Here is a 20493-nt window from a genome sequence, read left to right as displayed (position 1 = left end):
GTCCTAGGGATGGGACGAACAAAAAAATCCAAGTAAAAAACCATTTAAATGTCAGTCGGTATACACCGTTTCTGCAACTATCCTCAGTTGTGATTACTCCTTTTTTTTCTACTTGAAATGCTCAAATAATCACACGTAAATGATCAAGCGATGAATCATGGTCATTGTAAACGTGTTTTTCTTAATGTGTTGTGGTTTAGGACAACCACCGCTTAATTTGGCCACTTCTGTCTTTATTAGGGACACATACTTGATTGTGGTCTAAGGAAAACTCTAAATGATAACCATGTATTCTACTATCGCACCTCTTTTTTCTACTAAAAAAACTCAATTATTTTACACATATGACCAGGACTAATTATGTGAATGTTAAGTATTTTTCAGTGCGTTCGTTTTGGTATACAGTGTAACGTTTTACCCATTATGTTACGTCATTCCCCCTTTTGACGTTCGTGTGAAAGTGCAGGTTGGACTAGCTTAAGAGAGTAGAATTATACAATCATGATGACTCATCACAAGATGAGGAAAACAGCAGAACTGAACATCATATGGTCAACAAACTAACGAGGTGACTGAATGAAGCCATATGTAGAGGTCAGAAATGTTTCGAAAATTTTTGGGAAATCCCCAAAAGCAGCTACGGATTTATTGAAGCAAGGCAAGTCAAAGAAGGAAATTTTGAAAGAAACGGGTCAAACGGTTGGTGTGAATAACGTCAATTTTGAAATTTATCCCGGTGAAATTTTCGTGATCATGGGGTTATCCGGAAGTGGAAAATCGACTTTGATCCGTATGTTCAATCGATTGATTGATCCAACTTTAGGCGAAATCCTAATCGAAAATGAAGATATTGTAAAGATGAATGCGGCCCGCTTAAGAAAAGTTAGGCAACAGAAAATTAGCATGGTTTTTCAAAACTTTGCTTTATTCCCTCATAAAACGATACTGGAAAATGCCGAGTACGGGCTGGAAATTCAAAAGGTGGATGTGAAAATCCGACGTGAAAAAGCCATGAGTGCGCTAGAAGCGGTTGGGTTAAAGGGATATGAAGAACAGATGCCTTCACAACTTAGCGGCGGGATGCAACAAAGGGTCGGTCTTGCACGTGCGCTTGCAAGCGATACTGATGTCTTGTTGATGGATGAGGCCTTTAGTGCGCTTGATCCGTTGATCCGTAAAGACATGCAGGATGAATTGCTAGAAATTCAAGAGCAATACAAAAAGACGATCATTTTCATTACCCATGATCTTGATGAGGCATTAAGAATCGGGGATAGGATTGCGCTTATGAAAGACGGAAGCGTCATCCAACTGGGAACACCAGAACAAATCATGATGAACCCGGCTAATGAGTTTGTCGAGAAGTTTGTTGAAGATGTGGACTTATCCAAGGTGCTTACCGCATCTCACGTGATGAAGCGGCCTGAGAAAATCGCAGTGGACCGTGGTCCAAGGGTTGCCCTTGAGATCATGCGCAAACAAGGTTATTCCAGCATATTCGTCGTAGATCGTAAGCAAGTCTTATTAGGGGCTTTGTCGGCAGAGCAAGCACGCCAGGCATTGAGAAATGACCAATCTATTTCTGAGGTGATGTCAACGGATATCCCGACGGTTCCTGAGGAAGAATTACTTGTAAACCTTATGGACGTGATGGCAACTTCCAGTCTGCCGATTTCAGTCATTGATGATAAGAGAAGAATAAAAGGAATCATTGTCCGTGGTGCCGTCATTGGGGCATTGGCAGGTAATAAAGATTCATTGAATGAACTGATAGAAATGGAGAGTGAAGTTCAATGAATATACCCAAAATCCCATTAGGCGCTTGGGTCGACTCTTTAGTGGACTGGATAACGATTGCATTTGCCGGATTATTTACTCTTATAACGAATGCGATCGAAGGGTTATTGAACCTCTTAGTAGATGTGATGAGTGTTGGACCTTCCATCGTATTGATTATTGTTTTAACTCTTTTAGTTGCCTATACAAGCAAATGGCCGTTAGGAATATTTACGTTCGTTAGCTTATTATTAATTGATAATCTAGGATATTGGGACTCAAGCATACAAACGATTGCTATCGTTTTATTATCAGGGTTCCTCACCATTCTGATAGGGATCCCAGTCGGTATCTGGAGTGCACAGAGTAAGACGGTAAGAAGAATCGTGACACCCGTTCTGGATTTCATGCAAACGATGCCTGCATTCGTTTACTTGATTCCGGCCATCCTGTTTTTTGGAATAGGGGTCGTGCCAGGGATCATCGCGTCGTTCATTTTTGCCATCGCACCAACGATTCGAATGACGAGTCTTGGCATTCAGGAAGTGCCCAATGATTTGATTGAAGCAACGGATGCTTTCGGTTCAACGAGTAGCCAAAAGCTATTCAAGGTACAATTGCCATTGGCGATGCCAACAATTATGGCGGGAGTTAACCAAAGCATCATGCTTGCCCTTTCTATGGTCGTTACGGCTTCCTTGGTCGGTGCACCTGGCCTTGGGGCAGATGTTTACCGGGCAGTAAGCCAAATTAACGTCGGACAAGGCTTTGAAGCGGGCTTGTCGATTGTTATCATTGCCATCATTCTCGATCGCATCACGCAAAACCTGCGTAAACCAGCGTATGGCAAGCTTCTTAGCAAGAAAGTATTTTTCTCAGTTCTTGCGATCCTTGTGGTCGGTACGGCGTTATTTACAATCTTGAAAAAAGAAGAAGTCATGCAAGGCGGTACAAATAACTTTGGTGAACAGACCAATTATGAAATCATCGGTATCGAGCCGGGAGCCGGTTTGATGAAATTAACCAAAACGGCTATCGAAGATTACGATTTGGACAACTGGAATCTTGTCGAAGGTTCTTCAGCCGCGATGGTTGCGGAATTGAAGAAAGCGATTGATAAGAAAGAACCGATTATCGTTACGGGTTGGTCACCGCATTGGATGTTCTCAACATACGATTTGAAGTATCTTGACGATCCGAATAAATCCTTTGGCGGTGCTGAAAACATTAATACCATTGCTCGACAAGGACTCGAAAAGGATGCGCCTGGGGCGTATAAAATCCTAGATCAATTCTTCTGGGAAACGGGTGATATGGAAGATGTGATGGTCGAAGTTGCTGGGGGCAAGTCTCCATCTGAAGCAGCGGAAAAATGGATCAGTGCAAATCCTGATAAAGTGTCTGAATGGACAAAAGGTACAAAAGCAGGAAATGGTGAAAGTATCAATCTTGTGTATGTGGCCTGGGATACGGAAATAGCCAGTACAAATGTGATTGGCAAGGTTCTCGAAAAGAATGGCTATGATGTAACACTAAGCCAAGTTGAAGTGGGACCAATGTTTGCTGGCGTTGCAAATGGAAGTGCGGATGCATTTGTTGCGGCATGGCTTCCAGGAACGCATCTTGAATATTACAATAAATATAAAGAAGATATCATCGATTTAGGACCAAACCTTAAAGGAACGAAGAATGGTTTGGTTGTGCCAGATTACGTCGATATTGATTCTGTTGAAGACTTGAAATAAAGGAAAGGGGCTGTCTAATAAGTCCTTATTCCATTGAATTTCGCAAAAACAAAGAGGCAGAAATGTTGTTAAATCAACGTTTCTGCCTTTTACTATTTATTCAATTACGGGGTAATTACACCTTTTGGGACAGCCCCTTTTTTTTGTTTTATAAACTAGTGAGGCTTCCCTTTAATGGAAACAAATTTATTCTTCAACTCATCGTCCGTTACTTCAATTTTGCCCCTCAAGTCTTCGGATAGCAATACATAGCTTTTGACACCGATAAACTCCGAGTCAGAAACGACGAAGAATCTTGCTCCTTTTTTATAAAGTGAGGAAAAGTCTTCCGTTAACTTATACATTTTCATCTTTTTTCCACCTTGGCTGTTGTTGAATGGTCATTATTAGGATGGAGAACAGGATGCTTTCATTATAAAGAGATTTCCTTCTTTAAAATAGGGGGAAATGCAAAACGTGGATAAAACTCGAATGAGGAGTAAGCAATCCCAACGGTTGAATGATAGAGTAGTAGAGGCAGTGGGATTGTATCCTTGTCAATCTCATGGATTATAGTGTTCCCCGATTGACTTGTTCTTTTAAGAGCTGGATGTTTCCTAATACGTTCTTCGATATTTCCAAGGTGGCTTCAATTGCCATTGCTTTTTGACCTGATAGTTGAAAGGTAATATCCTCGAATAAAACTTCCATGTCATCCAGAACGGCTAGAGCAGAAACATTGTATAGACGAACATCACTAAATTTTCCAGGTTCGAAAATCGCTGTATCGATATATGGTTTAAAATTACTAAGCATTTCAGGAAGATTGATGATCATACGGTCCATTCCTAGACGAATGCCTTCTATGGATGTTTCCATTTCTATGATAGGCTCCAATACTTCTTGGACGGCGTTCTTTATTTTCTGTTCATAATCCGTAAATAAACTTATAAGCAAGCTCACAGGATTACCGTAAATTCCTACTGTCAAAACGGCATTAACAGCTAGAATGATGGCGTCTAATGCTGCCTCGATCAGTGTCAGTACTGTTTTTACGCTTATGAGGATCGGCATTAATACCGTCATCCCTAAAGTGTTGATTTGATTATGTGCCATTTGGACTTGAATCTCTTTGATTTTCATGCCGACCTTTAGGTAGGGGGAGGGCTCTAAAGTGATAAGAGCTGTTTTCTGGACAGGGCCTATTCCATCTGTCGGGGATGCGCTGGTTTGTATGGCTCCTGCTATACTGGCGTCCTTATCGTGAAACGTATCGGCAATGTCCTGAACTTGGCGCTCGTAATCCTGTAATTGTTTATAGACGCTTTCCTTATTTCTTTCGAGTATGTCATAGTGCGCGTCAAGTTCTCCTACAACTGCATCTACAAAAAGGTCTTTTCCGCCTTTAAATAACTCCGGGATTTCATTCGAAATAATAGTCCCTGCACTTGCCACTAAGTCATCGATATCCGCTTTCAATTGCTCCAAGTACTCTTTTGGAGCATCGAAAAGAATCTCGACGCTTAGATTCACGGATGTGATATATTCGACTATCTCAACAGGCTTAGAGTTCAGGACATTATTTAGAATCCTGCATTTGTCTTCTGCCTTATCCAAGAGCCTGATTAGTTCGTCTATGCATGCCTTCATGACAAAACCCGTTGTGGTGATACCCATAAAGACAGGTTCCCCGGCAGTTTCCTCGAACTTTTGTTGAAAGGCATCCTGAAGTCCTATTACCCGTTGATTGAATTTTTCATTTTCGGTATGGACGATACGGACTGAGTTACCGACATATTCCCTGACCTTGCCAAGACGGCCTTTCACATTATCACGTATTCCATGGGACAGTAGCATCATGTTTTCTTGGTTCATTTCGATTCGCTCACTCTGGCCCCCATACAAAGGGGCGCCTGTCCAGAGACTTGTGACGATATGATCGTCAGCTCCAATATGGACAAAGCCGTGACCTGGTTCTCCTTCTATTCCTATCTCTAATGTAAATTCTCCATTTGCATCTTGCTTGATATATCCAGTATGGTTGGAGCCAAGCATGGAAAAGGAGGGGACGCCGTTATTTATTCCGTACTTCTTACCAGGAATCCGGTCGCCCATCTTAATGGTCTCTTCCGTCCCCGTCAGAAAGTCAAACTTACTATAGTAATTTGTAATATTAGCATATTCTTTATCCGGATCAACCATACCAGCAGGAAGGATCGCTGGATTTAGGGTAACGGCTTTTACTCCTGGATTATCGATTCCGACCGCATTGGTTAAAGCACCAGCAAGGGAATTTCCAGAGACGGAAGATACCTCACCCACTTCATCATTTATATGCTCAAAATAGGCTACGGCTTCTCGGACCTGGGCAGGGGGGGCATCGCTAAGCAGTTTTGTATTCGTTCCAATCCAATCCGTATCCATTTGCTCACTGCCAACGAATACCACGGTCAGCTCTCTTGTTTTAACATTTTGAACAGTAAGTGCATCAAGACCGGTATCCGTGTTATAGATGGTATCTATCACCCTGAATTTCTTTTCATTCACCTTGAACACTTCATCTATATCATAGTGAACATAAGAATGGTATCCGGCAAGCTCGACTAAATCATTATCATCGGTGGCGTGGCTTGATAGGGTATTAACAACAGCCATAGAAGATCCTCCCTAATCTTTCATGATTTCATTTGGTGCTGTTCTTTTTAACGAGTTTTCCTTCGTCCCAATTGCTCGTCTTCGATCGATTAAGTTATCATTCAATATGATGGAATATGAACCACGTGGGATGCCTTCCATCTTTTCGATGTCAGAGACGATTTTATTGAAAATGGCTTCATCAGGGGCCTTATCTTTGTCTTTCATGTATAAATAAATGGTGAAAATGATATCCTCTGGTCCAAATGCCTCTTTCTGAAGAAAATCCCTCAATTCATCCTTACTGATATCCGGGTTTTTTAGATACATTTTATAGAGGGAATCAAATGAATCTCCTACTGGATTTACATAGTAGTGAGAGGTTGCGTATCCTTTAGCGCCTACTTTTTCAATGGCCTTTATTGGTGTTCCCACTATAGGGTAACTGGCTGTGGTTTCTTTTAAGTAGCGATCTAAGTTTGTGAAATCCTCATCAAAAGCCATGGCGTATAGTGCACCAGAAAGGGCGTTTTCCACTTGTCCCTCTTGAGACCAAACTTCATCTGTTTTTACTTTTTTCCTATCGAGATCAATGGGGACGATGGCAAAGGTATAAAAATGAGGTTCGCCGATTGACTCAACAAAAACAGATGCCCCATCAACCGCACCGATTATGTTATGGACCATAACTTCCGTCTTATATGTATCGAGGAAGAATGCCTTTACTGCCTTTTGAATCTCTTCCCGGTGACTTGCAGCGAGGTGACGGATTTCCTTTCCACTATTGCGTAGGGTGTACCCAGCCCCATGATAGTCTTGAATTCTTACAAAGTGATCTTTTTCATAAGCATTTCTTTCACCACTCGTGGCGACTATTTCCTTTTCTACTTCTTTATCTTTTGAAAGATTCATATTTAAGCATCCTCCCAGCAATACGGTTACACCTATTCCTAGCGCCATGACTTTTTTGCCCTTCATTTAAATATCCCCCCTTCAAAGATGCTGTACGATTTGAATATCCAATCATCTATTTTGCCTTCCACTTATACCGTTTTTTACACATTACCCAACTAATGTAAATAATTCTATCATAATGGGAAATGTTACTTCTGAAATCATCAAATGTTTTCAAAAAATAGGCAGAAGGGAATGGGATATTCGTAAGCTTGAAGTCCTTTGGCCTATTTGTGAGCAGAAGCTTACAACCATGATCATGATATCCGGGTTGTTTATAGTGAACATCGTTCAAAGAAGTATATTACATTTCCTCCCAAGTTAGTGTTGGCCGGACCTAAAGTCTTTAATCAAACGATTGATTAAAACAATGATAGGGGTGCAAAGGTCACCTTTTATAATGGAAAGGACGAATTAATCCTATTATAGGAAAAAAATAGTAGGTATATAGAGCTATTAGTTTGAATATATGGAAAAAAATGATATATATTTCGCCCAAAGTGGTTTAGAAATGTATAGAAACAGGTACTTAGACTTCTATGATGGTAGATTTAGGATTATTTGTATAATCATAATTTACCATTTTATGACCCGTTTGTTAATTTTTATGGCAGAATTTGTATAGTTCTATTAAAATGTAACTAAACACATTAAAGGAGGAATTGTTATGTCACAAATTCGCGTAACCCCATCGGAACTTAAGGATGTAGCTAGACAATATGATAATGAAAGCCAGCAGGTCGTTGATATTATTGGCCGTTTGGATAAAATGAGGGATCACTTAACAGGGATTTGGGAAGGTTCTTCTAGTCAAGCCTTCGTTGGACAATATGAAGAATTAAAACCTTCATTTAATGATATGGCTCGTTTATTAAATGAAGTATCTCAACAATTGACGAAATCTGCTCAAATTCTTGAAGATACAGATAATCAAATTGCTAGCCAAATTCGCGGATAATTAGATAAAAACGAGATAGAAGCTTTAGGGAAAAGCGCCGTGAATCTGATTGTAGATCGTGGCGTTTTTTTCTTTTAATGAGGTGATTGGCATTTATATTCAATTAACCATTGATTTAAAAAGATATACGGGCGAGGTCTTTGATCTCCAAGTGTCCAATTACCGCTCCGTCAAAAAGGTTGTGGAAATTGTCTGGGAGGTAAAGGGCATTGCACAAGTGCCACGGGAAGGGTATTGGGTGCGGGTTCAAAATAAGGAGTTTGTTTGTGCCGGTTATGACACATTAGTGGATAGTGGCATCACGACGGGGGATCGGCTCGAGATTCTTTAATGGAAGAGGCATGTCCTACATATAGGAAAAAAGTCTAAAGCCCTTTAGCAGGGGTAAAGGAGTACATAGAATGGGTGAGAAAAAATCATCATATTTGGAAAAGCAAATGGAAGCGGTAATGAAGAAGAATGATGATGGATATATATTCGTTTTCCAACGTGCTAAATTGCTGATGCAGAATCCCTTGGAATTACAGCTGATTCAGGAAGTGGATTCGGTTCTTCATAAAACTATAGAGGTTTCAGAGGATGAGGTGCAGATCAGCATTGTACCGCCCACCTCTTTTTTTGCTTTTAACAAGGCACGCAATAAAAGTTCTTTGAATCGATGGATGGCTTCCCATCAAATGATTAACAAGATCAGGAGACATGAGTTAACTCGGTTACGGGTAATCGTCTGCCCGGAGAATCTGGTTTTCGATCGAAGTTTTACTCCCTATTTTCTTCATTATGGCGTAAAAGAAAGCCTGCCGCCGTATGAGGAGAACGCCAACCAGCTGTTTCAGGAAACCAAGGCGACGATTGCAGCTCTTGTTGATAGTCAGTATACATTTGATCAGTACCTTCTTTACCATAAAACTCTTAAACTATCGAAAGAAACCCAAAGTATCTTAGCGGAAGAGACTTGGGAAGGGCTGATCTTGTATGTCCAGAATCAAATAGAGTTTCTGGAAAAAGAACATAAAACATTTGTGCATATTCCAGAAAAAAAGTGGAAAATGGAGCGTTACACATTATGGGGAATAGGCATAATCTTAGTCCCTCTCTTATTCTTTACGATTTATACACTATTCTTTTCCCAACCAAGGCAAGAGGCTTATGTGGAAAGCGGGGAGAATTTCCTGAAACAGGAATATAGCCAAGTCATTGATCGATTGGAACATTTCAATCCTGAGAAAATGCCATATGTTGTTCAGTATGAGCTTTCTAAATCTTATGTCACTACCCATGGGTCATTGATGGACTTTCAGAAGGAAAATATCTTAAAGGCCATTACGCTACAGACCGATAGTCAGTATCTTCTCTATTGGATATACATTGGCCGAGGCATAAGCGAGGATGCAATCAACTTAGCGAGAATCATGGAAGATCGAGAATTGATTATGTATGGACTTTTGACACAAAAGGAACAAATTAAATCTAATGAGGATTTGTCCGGTGAAGAAAAGGAGACACAAGTGAAAGAAGTGGATACGGAGCTTAAGGAGTATAAAAAGGAAATGGATGAATATCAAAAACAGCTTGAAGAGGCCACGCAATTGGAAGAACAGGAGCAGCCTACTACAGAGCCAAATAGAGAAAGCGTAGTGGAACCGGAAGCCAAACCAGCTGTAAAAGAAGAGGAAAAGAAAAAGGAACCTGCTTCTAAAGAAGAACCTGATAGCAAGGAAGCCTCGGGAAAATCAGCTGAAGAAAAAGAGAAAGAGAATAGCAAAGATTGAGTACGTATGTGCCCTTTGCGGAGGTGAAAAAGAATGAGTTCACTATGGATTTTCTGTAAGAAGACATACCAATCTTATACGATTAGGGAGAAGCAACTGGACCCAATTACGATTGGATCATCACAAAAGGATACAATCACGATTTATTCGCTTCCCTTTAACGAGGGACACATTGAGTTGAGGAAAGATGAAGAGCTTGATGAATATATGGTATTCAGGGGCGAAGAGAAGATTGGGGAGGTAAAGCCTTTCCAGTCCTATATTTTTCACGAAAATCAGGAAGCTGTGGAAGTCTTTTATGCTCCCGGAGAACTGAATGAAAGCCTTTATTATATAGATAGTTTGAAAGAAATATCGATATCCGCCCAATCAGGAGCGACGATATGCAAGCAGGAACCAAGTGGAAATGGCTTTTCCCTTGTTCGTCGTCAGGGACAATGGTTGCTCGAACCTACAGCGGACCGGCTTTTTTTAAATGGTGAAAAGGTGGAAGAAATGACGGCACTGGAAAATGGCGATTTGATCTGTTGCCCATATATGGTACTGAGGTTACTAGAAGGCGACATATTAATGGTCAAAAGTGCGGATCATTATGAAACGTCCTTATCCGAAATCATGCAGCCTATATCCGAAATGAAAAAAAGCTATCCCGAGTACCGCAGGACTCCACGGATGATCTATGAATTGCCGGATGAGAAAGTGACCATCTCATTCCCAAGTCAGGAATCGGAAGACCAGAATCGTGGGCTATGGCTGATCCTAATGCCCCCATTAATGATGTTGATCGTCATGGGAGTCGTCATGATTGTTCAGCCGCGTGGAATATTCATCCTCATATCGATTGTGATGTTCACCACCACCATGGTGACTTCCACGGTTCAATACTTTAAAGATAAAAAGAAACAGAAGCTAAGAGCTGAAAGACGGTTACGCGTCTATACAAGGTATCTAGAACAAAAGCGAGAAGAGTTGGGCGAGTTATCGGCACAGCAAAAGAAAGTATTACTCTACCATTACCCTTCTTTTGAGAAAATGAAGCAACTGACGAATCAGATTAGCGATCGAATATGGGAGCGCACAATGGAAAGTGAAGATTTTCTCCACTTCAGGGTCGGTACGGCGTCCATTCCTTCCAGTTATGAGGTCAAGGTAAACAGCAGTGATATGTCCAATCGGGATATTGATGATCTACTTGAACAGTCCCAGGAACTTGTCGATGTTTACAAAAGCCTTGACGATCTACCCTTAACGATTGATTTGTCTAGCGGCTCCATGGGCCTAGTCGGAAAGGAAACAGTCGTCAAACGCGAGCTGCAGCAGATGATTGGCCAGTTGTCTTTCTTCCATAGCTATCATGATGTCCGGTTTGTGGCGATTTTCCCAGAAAAGGATTATGAGGAATGGGAATGGATGAAATGGTTGCCTCATTTCCAGCTGCCACATGCATACGCGAAAGGCTTCATCTATAATGAACAATCTCGCGATCAACTATTATCTTCCATTTACCAGTTACTCAGAGAAAGGGACCTTGACGAGAATAAAGGAAAAGTGAGATTCACCCCTCATTTCGTATTTATTGTCACCGACCGTACATTGATTGCGGAACATGTCATTCTTGAGTATTTGGAAGGGAAGACCGAAGAGCTGGGCATATCAACCATCTTTGCAGCCGATGCCAAGGAGAGCTTATCTGAAAATGTCCATACATTAGTGAAGTATATCAATGATCACGAGGGAGAAATCTTGATTCAGCAAACAAAAGCCGTTCATACGCCTTTCCGGCTAGATGAGCACGGTAAGGAAGGAAATGAGCGGTACGCCCGGTTATTACGGTCGCTTGACCATCAAAAAGGGATGAATAATTCCATCCCTGAAACCGTTTCGTTCCTGGAACTTTTAAAAGCCCGTGAAGTGGAGGAGCTGCCAATCAGCCAGAATTGGCTGACGAATCAGTCTTCCAAGTCGTTAGCGGTGCCGATTGGATTGAAAGGAAAGACAGATAGGGTGGAGCTGAACTTACATGAAAAGGCACATGGTCCCCACGGTCTGGTTGCCGGTACGACGGGTTCAGGGAAGAGTGAATTGTTGCAGACCTATATTCTTTCATTGGCTGTTCACTATCATCCCCATGAAGTTGCCTTTCTGCTCATTGACTATAAAGGGGGAGGAATGGCACAGCCTTTCAAGCAGATTCCCCATTTACTTGGAGTCATTACGAATATTGAGGGAAGCAAGAACTTCAGTGCCCGGGCACTTGCCTCGATCAATAGCGAGCTGAAGAAACGCCAGCGCCTGTTTGATCGCTATGAGGTCAATCATATCAATGATTACACGGATTTATATAAAGAAGGAAAAGCCGACAAGCCATTGCCACACTTATTCCTGATTTCGGATGAGTTTGCCGAGCTTAAGAATGAAGAACCTGATTTCATTCGGGAATTGGTCAGTACGGCACGGATCGGCCGGAGCTTGGGTGTTCACTTGATTCTGGCCACGCAAAAGCCAGGTGGTGTGATTGATAACCAGATTTGGAGTAATGCCCGTTTTAAGATTTCCTTAAAGGTGCAGGATGCCAATGATAGTAAGGAGATCTTGAAAAATAGCGATGCTGCGAACATTACCGTCACCGGGCGTGGTTATTTACAAGTAGGCAATAATGAGGTGTACGAACTGTTTCAGTCGGCATGGAGCGGCGCCCCTTATATGGAGGATACAGTGGGATCCGAGGATGAAGTAGCACTCGTCACGGATCTAGGGCTTGTCCAGATATCCAATGTAACGGAGCAAGTCTCTCGCACACGTAAAGAGAAAATCAGTGAAATTGAAGCTGTGGCAGATCATATTGTAGCGACGCAGAAAGAAATGAAAATTCCCAAACTGGCTAGTCCTTGGCTGCCTCCTCTTTCAAATCGACTATCACGAATTGATCAAAGAAGCCAAACGGAAAACCAGTTCTATCTAGGAATGAAAGACGAGCCCGAATTGCAGAGCCAGACGGATTATGTTTACAACTGGATAGAAGATGGAAACATCGGGATTTTCGGATCTTCCGGCTATGGCAAGTCAACGACGGTATTAACGCTTCTATTCAATTTCATCGATCAATTTTCACCTGAAGAACTGCATTATTACATTTTTGATTTTGGAAATAGTGCACTGCTGCCACTTCGACAGCTGCCACACACAGGAGATTATTTCAGATTGGATGAGATGAGGAAAATCGAGAAATTCATGTTGTTCATGAGGACGGAGATGGAAAGGCGGAAACAGCTTTTCTCTGAACGGGAACTTAGCAATATCAAGCTCTATAACGCCCTAGTAGAAGATAAGTTGCCGATTATTTACATCGTCATTGACAACTTTGACTTGGTGAAGGATGAAATGCCAGACCAGGAAGCGCAATTCATCCAGTTTGCCCGTGATGGACAATCACTTGGAATCTTTATGATCTTGACCGCTACAAGAATCAATGCCATCCGTCAGCCATTGATGAATAGTTTAAAAACGAAGGTCGTTCATTACCTAATGGACAGTTCGGAACAATATTCCGTTTTAGGCAGGACGCCTTATGAAAATGAACCAGTACCTGGGCGGGCATTGGTGAAGACAGACCAGACCTATCTGATGCAGGTGTATCTGCCAGCAGATGGAGAAGACGATGTAGCCGTTTTGGAAGAAATGAAACAGGTCGTGGCTGAAAACAAGACTCGATACAAGGATTTGGCTAAGCCGCCAGCCATTCCAATGTTGCCAAATCGCCTAGACTTGGCGTCATTCAAGACGTACTATTCACCATCTACCAAGAAAGGGCTCATACCAATCGGCCTTTCAGAAGAGAGCGTATCTCCTGTATGGGTAGATTTGCATGCCAACCCATTCTTACTTATTGTCGGTCAGTCACGTAAAGGGAAAACGAACATGCTTAAAGTGGTCTTAGAAACGCTTCTTACCCAGACGGTCGGGGAAGTTGGCGTATTTGATGGAGTGGATCGCGGTCTATCACCTTATGCAAGCAGGGAGACAGTACGTTACGTAGAAACGAAAGACCAAATTACAGAATGGCTCGATCACATCACGGAAATATTTGAGGCTCGTGAACGCCAGTATTTAGAGGCATTGGAACAGAAGCCAATGAAACAGATTGATTTTTCATCCGTCATCTTTGCTATCGACAGCATTTCAAGATTCCAGCAAGCGATTGATGGAAGAATTCAGGACAAGATAAGCGGTTTAATGAAACAATACAGCCACTTAGGTTTTTCCATGCTCGTGGCTGGAAATGCGAATGACTTCACGAAGGGGTATGATTCCCTGACAACGGAATTGAAACAGATCAGGCAGGCAATCTTGCTTCTGAAAAAATCGGATCAGAGTTTATATACGCTCTCGTATTCAAGAAAAGAAGAAGAAATTCAGCCAGGGTACGGTTATTTTGTTCTAAATGGCAGGGAAAGTAAAATCCAGATTCCACTAAGTGAATAAGAAGGAGGGAGAAAGACGTTGAATAAGACAATAAAGCCGTTGTTATTAATTGGGAAGATACTTGTGATCATTGCTCTGCCCATCTTGTTTTTTTCTTATATCGGTCAAAACCCAATGAAGAAAACAGAAACGGCTTCTCGTGAGATTGCTATTGTCAATGAAGATAATGGGGCGGAATATGATAAGAACCAGATTCAAGTCGGATCAGAACTTGTCACGACTTTGGACAAGGATTCTGAATATGATTGGGTCGTCGTCAACAGAAGTGCCGCGGAAAGTGGATTGGCTAATAAAAAGTATGATGCGATCATTTATTTCCCATCGGACTTTTCCAAGAACATTTATACCTTTAATGAAGAACAACCAGTCAAAGCGGGGGTTAAATACAAGGTCCAGACAAGCTTAAATGCGGAAAATATGGAAAAGGTCCAAAAAGAGTTAGAGAAGACCAAGAATAAAATGAATAAGCATATTTCCACGCAATACTGGAGCTATGTATCTCAATCGGTAGAAGATATCCGCAAAAAATTCGATAAAGTTTTGACGAAGGAAATCGCTTTCCAAAACACGATGTATGAATTTTATACCCCAAGCTCAGAAAGCCTGGCTGGGGAAATCAAGCAACATAAGGATATGCTCAAAGGGGTTTTCGCTTCCACGAAGAGTGCAGGGGAAACCACCAATGAAACATTAGGTGAAATGGGAAAAACAAAAGCACAAATGGCCTCTTTCGTGGAGGAAGTTGTGACGTTTGAGGAATACCAGAAAGCGCAAAGTGCTCTTTTTGCTTTGACATCCACCCAAAATCAACAGCTGATCATGGATAGCATCCAAGCGTATGATGGGGTGCTGAATGAGGGAGTCCAGACGATACCGAATATCCAAAAGGATACTAAACCGGGATTTAGTCTGAATGAACAAGGCATGAATGAGAACGTGGTGATGATGCAAGAAAAAATCGAGAGCAGCACTAGTAACCTGGAGGATTTCTCCAGCAACATGAAAGAAAAACAGGTGGAACAAATCTCGAAAATAAAGGATGAACAACAAAGTTCGATTGATCAATTTAAACAATCGGAAGAGGACGGACTAAACAAGCTTCAGACAACTTTATTGGAGCAACGTGGAAGTTTGGCCAACAGCTCGGGGGATAAAGATGAAATCGGTGGAGGCGATACACCGATAGAAGATGTTGATACAGGAGGAAAAGGGGATTCAGAGGCAGCGCCTTCAAAAAAGGAAGCAATCGATGATATCTCACTTCAAGTGTTACTGGATAAAATTAATGGTATGAATACGACCCTTGAAAGTTTGGTGCCGGCAGAAGGCAGTGAAGGGGCAAAAGATCAAATTAGCTCTCTTGCAGGCAGTCTGCAAGAGGAAATCAATGGTCTGAGCGGGACCTTGAATAAAAGAACGGAAAACTATAATCAAGTTGTCGTGCAATTCAATGCATTGATAGATTCATATAATACGTTACTAACAAATTATAAGAAACTACAAACTGATTATGAAAAGCTGGGAAAAGATTATAAGGACTTGGGTAATCAATGGGAGCAATCACAGGAGGATATTCAAAAATTACAGGATATCCAAAGTATGACCATCAATGAGACCCTTACGGAAATCAAGAAAACAGAAGACGAGCTACTTAAAAAAGTGGGAGGAGAAAGACGGGCGGCATTAGTGGATGTCTTTAATCGATCCATCCTGAGCCGTGACTCAAATGCCCTTCTAGCTTATTATGGTTCGCTTTCTTCCTACGGGGAACTTGTTCAACGAGTCAATGAAACGAAAGAAAGTTTGGACGAAGTGTTTACCGCCAATATGAACGAATTAGAAAATATGAAAAATGGCGTTTCTGGTATCGTCGATGAAGAGGCGAAACTTGTCCAATCAAGCCTTTTGGGAGTGGAAGAAGACTTTGGGGCTTTATCTAGCTCGATGCTCGACTTTATATCAGAATATGACGAAAATGTTGAAGTGGAACATGCAGCCACGCTGGAGGAATTAGCAGCGATATCAGCGAGGGCTCAAGAAGTAACGGCAAATCTGACCGGTAATATGGAGACTCCCGAGATGGAGGAGGCCCCTGTTGGAAGTCTTAACGGAGAAATGTTTGTATCTCTTCAGGATTCCACGGCAACCACTGTCGGTTATATTTCGGAGCTAGTCCATTCTGTCGCAGAGCGTCAAGATACCGTTACGAAAGATACATCAGACCTTCAAGCAAAAGTGGGATCCGTTCAGGAAAGAGCCGATCAGCTTAATGAAAATTGGGCACAAAACGTGGATTCCACGAAGAAAATCAAAACCGATGTCTACAGTGTTTTGAATAATACGTTAGTGGATGATCAGTCGAACGGGTATGTGTACGAGTATTTGGCGAATCCCGTTCAAATCAGCGGGGAAGTATTGCAACAAGAAAAGGTTAATATCCCACCAATCGTGATGTTAGTGATCATCCTTATCTCAGGATTATTGATTGGTTTCTTCCTGCACCATTATGCATCCGTTCCGATGCTGGTGCATGCAGCCTTATTCGCATTACTGAACTTGATCGTCGGCTTGATCATTAGCATGTATGGGCTGAAGATTTATCCGCTTGGCGATATGCAGGCGATTAAATGGACCGTTTTCACTGTCCTGCTTCTATTCTTCTGCTCAGCTTTCACACAGCTTGCCTTTGCGATAGGACCATTTGTCGGGGCGATTCTGGTCATTGGTTTAATCAGTTTCTTTACGATTCCATTATTAGACCTGATCATGCCTAACTTCAATGTCGACCACCCGGTAGCCAATGTCTATATGTCCATTCAATTCGGGAATCAGTTGGCCTTTATCCCGGCTACTACCATTTTGATTATACTCACGCTGGTTGCTGCGGTCCTTCCTTATGTTATGAAGCGTCTTGCAGGTAAAAGAGAGATGGCCCATGAAGCGGAGTAAACAGGTAATTCTCGTGTTCTTCTTCATCCTCTTCAGCCAGCCTATTGATGGGCAAGCTGAGGAGGAACCCATCGTGGAGCCGAATGTGTATCAGGAAAAGGATATCAATATCCAAACTGAATATTTTCATGATGAGGTGTTATTAAAACAGAAGGAGAAAATTCCGGAAGAAGTAAAAGGACTTACTTTTGAAAGAGGAAAGTATGATGTCATAGATTCGATAGAAGAATCCCTTTTTCTTTCTCCTATGACGGAGGATAATAATATCATTGCTTCCAAAGCGGAAGAAATGGGGTTGTTTTCTTCAGAAGTCCCCATTCGAAAGAGAGATAGGGAAGAAGAGAACTCTTTTCTGAACTTTGATCTATCATTGTTACTGGCGATTGTTTTAGGAGTTGCCGTAGTGTGTCTGTTTGTTATCCTTATCCCAAGAATGGGTAAGTTGAATCAAGAAGGAAATAAGAAATGAAGAAGCCCGACTCCAGATTTAGGAGTCGGGTTTTTCTTTTTCCTTATTTTGAAAGGGTGATTAGGAGACCTAAAAGAAGGGCGATGGTAAAGACCCATATAAAGAATTTTTTATACATATTCATTACCTCGAATCGTCAAAATGTGATAATTCATTTTAGCATATGTATGGGGAAAGAACCGAAGTTGGATAGAAGCAAAAGATTTTTAGTGTTAAAAGAGAATGGGTTTTTTAATGAAAAAATAGGGTAATGGATGTTGTGGATAAAAATGTAAAATTGGAGGTGCGATGGTGGAGAAAAAACAGTGGAAGCTAGGGATGATATGTCTGGCCACTCTCTTCGTTTTGCTTGCTCTTTCTGGTTGTAATACGAAAGATGAAAAGATGAACGGAGAAGAAAAGGAAGAAGTACGTGGTGAGAATACCGAAAAAAAAGGGCGTTCAGAAGAAGATGAAGAGCTGGAAGAAGATTTCGAGATTGCTACCACCGTTGAAGAAATGACTAAAGAAAACCCTGGGAAGTACACAGGGAATAAATACAATAAAGCCATTATACATAGAGCATTAGACAATCAGGACTTTCAGGAAAAGGATAGCTTCGAAGTTTATCAGAGCTTATTAAAACTAATGGGCGAAGGTGCAAACTACAAAGAAAAGTATCAGTTTTTCGAAGCATTCGACCCTTCCATTGAAACGGCGGTAACAGAGATGCCAGGTGGAATCACCATCGACGGCAGTGGTGAATTGGGAATCGACGTGAATATTGCAATTTTGCTTGACGCAAGTGGGAGCATGAACCAAAAAGTAGGCGGGAAAACAAAAATGGAGCTGGCGAAAAAAGCGATTAATGAATTTGTAGCTTCCCTTCCGGAAGAGGCAAATGTCATGCTCCGTGTCTATGGGCATAAAGGAAGCAACGATGATAAAGATAAGAAGATATCCTGTGATAGTACGGAAGTGGTTTATGATTTGGCCCCATATAATAAAGGGGACTTCAGGAAAGCTTTAGATAAATTTAAACCGACAGGATGGACACCGATTGCCAAGACCATTTCGGAAACAAAGAAAGATTTTGAAAAAGCGGGTTCAGAAGGTCAAAATATCATTTATGTCGTCAGCGATGGAATCGAAACCTGCGACGGTGATCCAGTGAAAGCAGCTAAAGACTTGCATGATTCCAATATTGAACCAGTGATTAACATCATAGGGTTCGATATGGATAGTGAGGGGCAAAAACAATTACGTGAAGTTGCTGAAGCTGGCGGAGGGAAATTCGAAATGGTCAATAATGCCGATGATTTCAATAAGATGTGGGATGAAGAGCGTAGAGATCTGTGGAACCAATGGTGGAATTGGGGCAATGAAAATTGGAGTACCGTTCGGGATGAACAAAATAAGAAGACATCGTCTTTACTTGATGAAAAAAACAGTTTTTCTAGGCTTTCCTCTGATGAAAGCAATCGCATGTATGAGGCTACGAGTTATTTAAAGGATAAGAAACAAATAAATTATGAGACTTGGGAGGAAGCTCGCAGTTTAGTCAAACAACGCCGTGAAATAATAAAAGAGTATTATGACGAAAAATATGAAGAATTGAACACGACAGTGAAAAATGAAGGGGAGGGTTTAAAAGAATCAATTAAAAAGAAAGAAGAAGAAATGAAAGAGAAATATAAAGATTAATAATCAAAGGGGCTGTCTAATAGCCCTCTTTCAAGAGGATTCATGCACAAAATAAAAGGCAGAAATGTTGTTATATCAACGTTTCCGCCTTTTATTATATATACGATTTCGGCGTAATTACCCCTTTTGAGTGTGTCTTTATTTGAATAATTGCGGATATATGGTCTTTGCAGTTAGTTCTACGGCTTCTCCGATACGCGGTCCGGGACGTGACATGACGTCTTCGCTAAGCTGATATACTTGGTCTTCCTTCACGGCGCTGACATCTTTCCAACCTTTACGGGATTTGATTTCATCCACAGCATTGTCCACATAGCCTACGGTTGTGATGATGGCATCCGGGTTGCGCTTGACGACTTCTTCATCTGCTATTTTCGCCCAGCCCTTTTGGTCGGCAAAGATATTTTCGATACCGGCAGACGCCAAGATCTCTTGCTGGAAGGTTTCAGCTCCCGCTGTATAGATTTCCGGAGAAGGGCTGATTTCGAAATATGTTTTTTCTTTAGAATCGACACTCGCCACTTTTTCTTCAACATCTTTGATTTGTTTTTTTATGTTTTTGACTAGGTCATCCCCTTGGTCCGTTACGCCCATGACTTTGGCAATTTGATCAATATCGCTATATACATCATCAAAGGTCACGGCTGATTTAATAATGAAAATGGGAATTCCCGCATCTTCAAGCGGCTTTAATGCTGCTTCATCGCCAATTGTGTAGGCAATGATGGCATCCGGTTTCAAAGAGATGATTTTTTCGGAATTGATCGTCATCGAATCAGAGACACGCTCGACATCTTTAGCTTCCTCAGGATAGTTATCGAAATCTGTCGCTCCAATCACCTTATTCCCTACACCAAGGGCATATAAAATCTCCGTATTACTGGGTTGAAGTGAAACGACCGTTTCCGGAACCTTATCAAATGTGATTTCTTTTCCACTATCATCGGTGACGGTATAGGATTTGACTTCTTCAGTTGTTGCAGGATCTTTTTTCTCTATCGATTTCTGATCATCATTCAAGGCACATCCTGTAAGGAAAAGGGCGACCATCAGAAGGGCAATCCAACTGGATCTTACTGTTCTTATCATGTT

The 20493-nt window shown here is 41.5% G+C and carries 13 protein-coding genes; 9 read left to right on the top strand and 4 right to left on the bottom strand.

Translation table 11 applies throughout. From position 1 onward, the window contains the following. Window positions 1-576: 576 nt before the first annotated feature. Both ACIQXR_RS18995 and ACIQXR_RS18990 read left to right on the top strand, forming a co-directional pair. The gene (locus tag ACIQXR_RS18995) at window positions 577-1797 is read left to right on the top strand and encodes a quaternary amine ABC transporter ATP-binding protein (protein ID WP_402875515.1); all 1221 of its coding nucleotides are present in this window, start codon (window positions 577-579) and stop codon (window positions 1795-1797) included. Then, complete coding sequence (locus ACIQXR_RS18990; RefSeq protein WP_402959468.1) at window positions 1794-3521, top strand: glycine betaine ABC transporter substrate-binding protein; 1728 nt, start codon at window positions 1794-1796, stop codon at window positions 3519-3521. The genes ACIQXR_RS18995 and ACIQXR_RS18990 overlap by 4 nt, the downstream gene beginning before the upstream one ends. Window positions 3522-3676: 155 nt before the next feature. Here the strand turns inward: ACIQXR_RS18990 and ACIQXR_RS18985 are convergent, their stop codons facing one another. The 3 genes from ACIQXR_RS18985 to ACIQXR_RS18975 form a co-directional block, all read right to left on the bottom strand. Beyond that, window positions 3677-3871, bottom strand: a complete 195-nt coding sequence (locus ACIQXR_RS18985) for a hypothetical protein (protein WP_402875518.1) — start codon at window positions 3869-3871, stop codon at window positions 3677-3679. Window positions 3872-4070: 199 nt separating this feature from the next. Then, entirely contained in the window at window positions 4071-6155 is a 2085-nt protein-coding gene (locus tag ACIQXR_RS18980; RefSeq protein ID WP_403080566.1) for an SA1320 family protein, read from the bottom strand. 12 nt (window positions 6156-6167) lie between these two features. Continuing rightward, window positions 6168-7112 carry a DUF1672 family protein gene (locus tag ACIQXR_RS18975; RefSeq protein WP_402875522.1) on the bottom strand — a complete coding sequence of 315 codons (945 nt, stop codon included), beginning with the start codon at window positions 7110-7112 and terminating at the stop codon, window positions 6168-6170. A 643-nt stretch (window positions 7113-7755) separates the two neighbouring features. Here ACIQXR_RS18975 and ACIQXR_RS18970 point away from each other — a divergent pair. The 7 genes from ACIQXR_RS18970 (at window position 7756) to ACIQXR_RS18940 (ending at window position 19401) form a co-directional block, all read left to right on the top strand. Then, window positions 7756-8046, top strand: coding sequence for a WXG100 family type VII secretion target (locus ACIQXR_RS18970; RefSeq protein WP_402875524.1), 291 nt, complete (start codon window positions 7756-7758; stop codon window positions 8044-8046). A gap of 91 nt (window positions 8047-8137) precedes the next feature. Further along, window positions 8138-8377 (top strand): ESX secretion system protein YukD, encoded by a 240-nt coding sequence (gene yukD / locus ACIQXR_RS18965; RefSeq protein WP_403080575.1) that lies wholly within the window; start codon window positions 8138-8140, stop codon window positions 8375-8377. Between the two features lie 70 nt (window positions 8378-8447). Beyond that, entirely contained in the window at window positions 8448-9818 is a 1371-nt protein-coding gene (essB, locus tag ACIQXR_RS18960) for a type VII secretion protein EssB (RefSeq protein WP_402991621.1), read from the top strand. A gap of 33 nt (window positions 9819-9851) precedes the next feature. Then, the gene (gene essC, locus ACIQXR_RS18955) at window positions 9852-14300 is read left to right on the top strand and encodes a type VII secretion protein EssC (RefSeq protein WP_403080564.1); all 4449 of its coding nucleotides are present in this window, start codon (window positions 9852-9854) and stop codon (window positions 14298-14300) included. An 18-nt stretch (window positions 14301-14318) separates the two neighbouring features. Then, complete coding sequence (gene esaA, locus ACIQXR_RS18950; protein WP_402875529.1) at window positions 14319-17249, top strand: type VII secretion protein EsaA; 2931 nt, start codon at window positions 14319-14321, stop codon at window positions 17247-17249. Further along, the gene (gene essA / locus ACIQXR_RS18945; protein ID WP_402875530.1) at window positions 17236-17718 is read left to right on the top strand and encodes a type VII secretion protein EssA; all 483 of its coding nucleotides are present in this window, start codon (window positions 17236-17238) and stop codon (window positions 17716-17718) included. Before esaA ends, essA begins: the two co-directional genes overlap by 14 nt. A 288-nt stretch (window positions 17719-18006) precedes the next feature. Then, a complete protein-coding gene (locus ACIQXR_RS18940) occupies window positions 18007-19401 on the top strand; it encodes a VWA domain-containing protein (protein WP_402875532.1) in 1395 nt (464 codons plus the stop codon). A gap of 138 nt (window positions 19402-19539) precedes the next feature. Here the strand turns inward: ACIQXR_RS18940 and ACIQXR_RS18935 are convergent, their stop codons facing one another. Beyond that, complete coding sequence (locus tag ACIQXR_RS18935) at window positions 19540-20490, bottom strand: ABC transporter substrate-binding protein (RefSeq protein WP_402875534.1); 951 nt, start codon at window positions 20488-20490, stop codon at window positions 19540-19542. Between the last annotated feature and the right edge of the window lie 3 nt (window positions 20491-20493).

The sequence above is a fragment of the Peribacillus sp. NPDC097224 genome, assembly GCF_044761985.1.
Classification (GTDB): domain Bacteria; phylum Bacillota; class Bacilli; order Bacillales; family DSM-1321; genus Peribacillus.
Note: the sequence above shows the minus strand (reverse complement) of the source record. Positions and strands in the feature narration are given on the sequence as shown.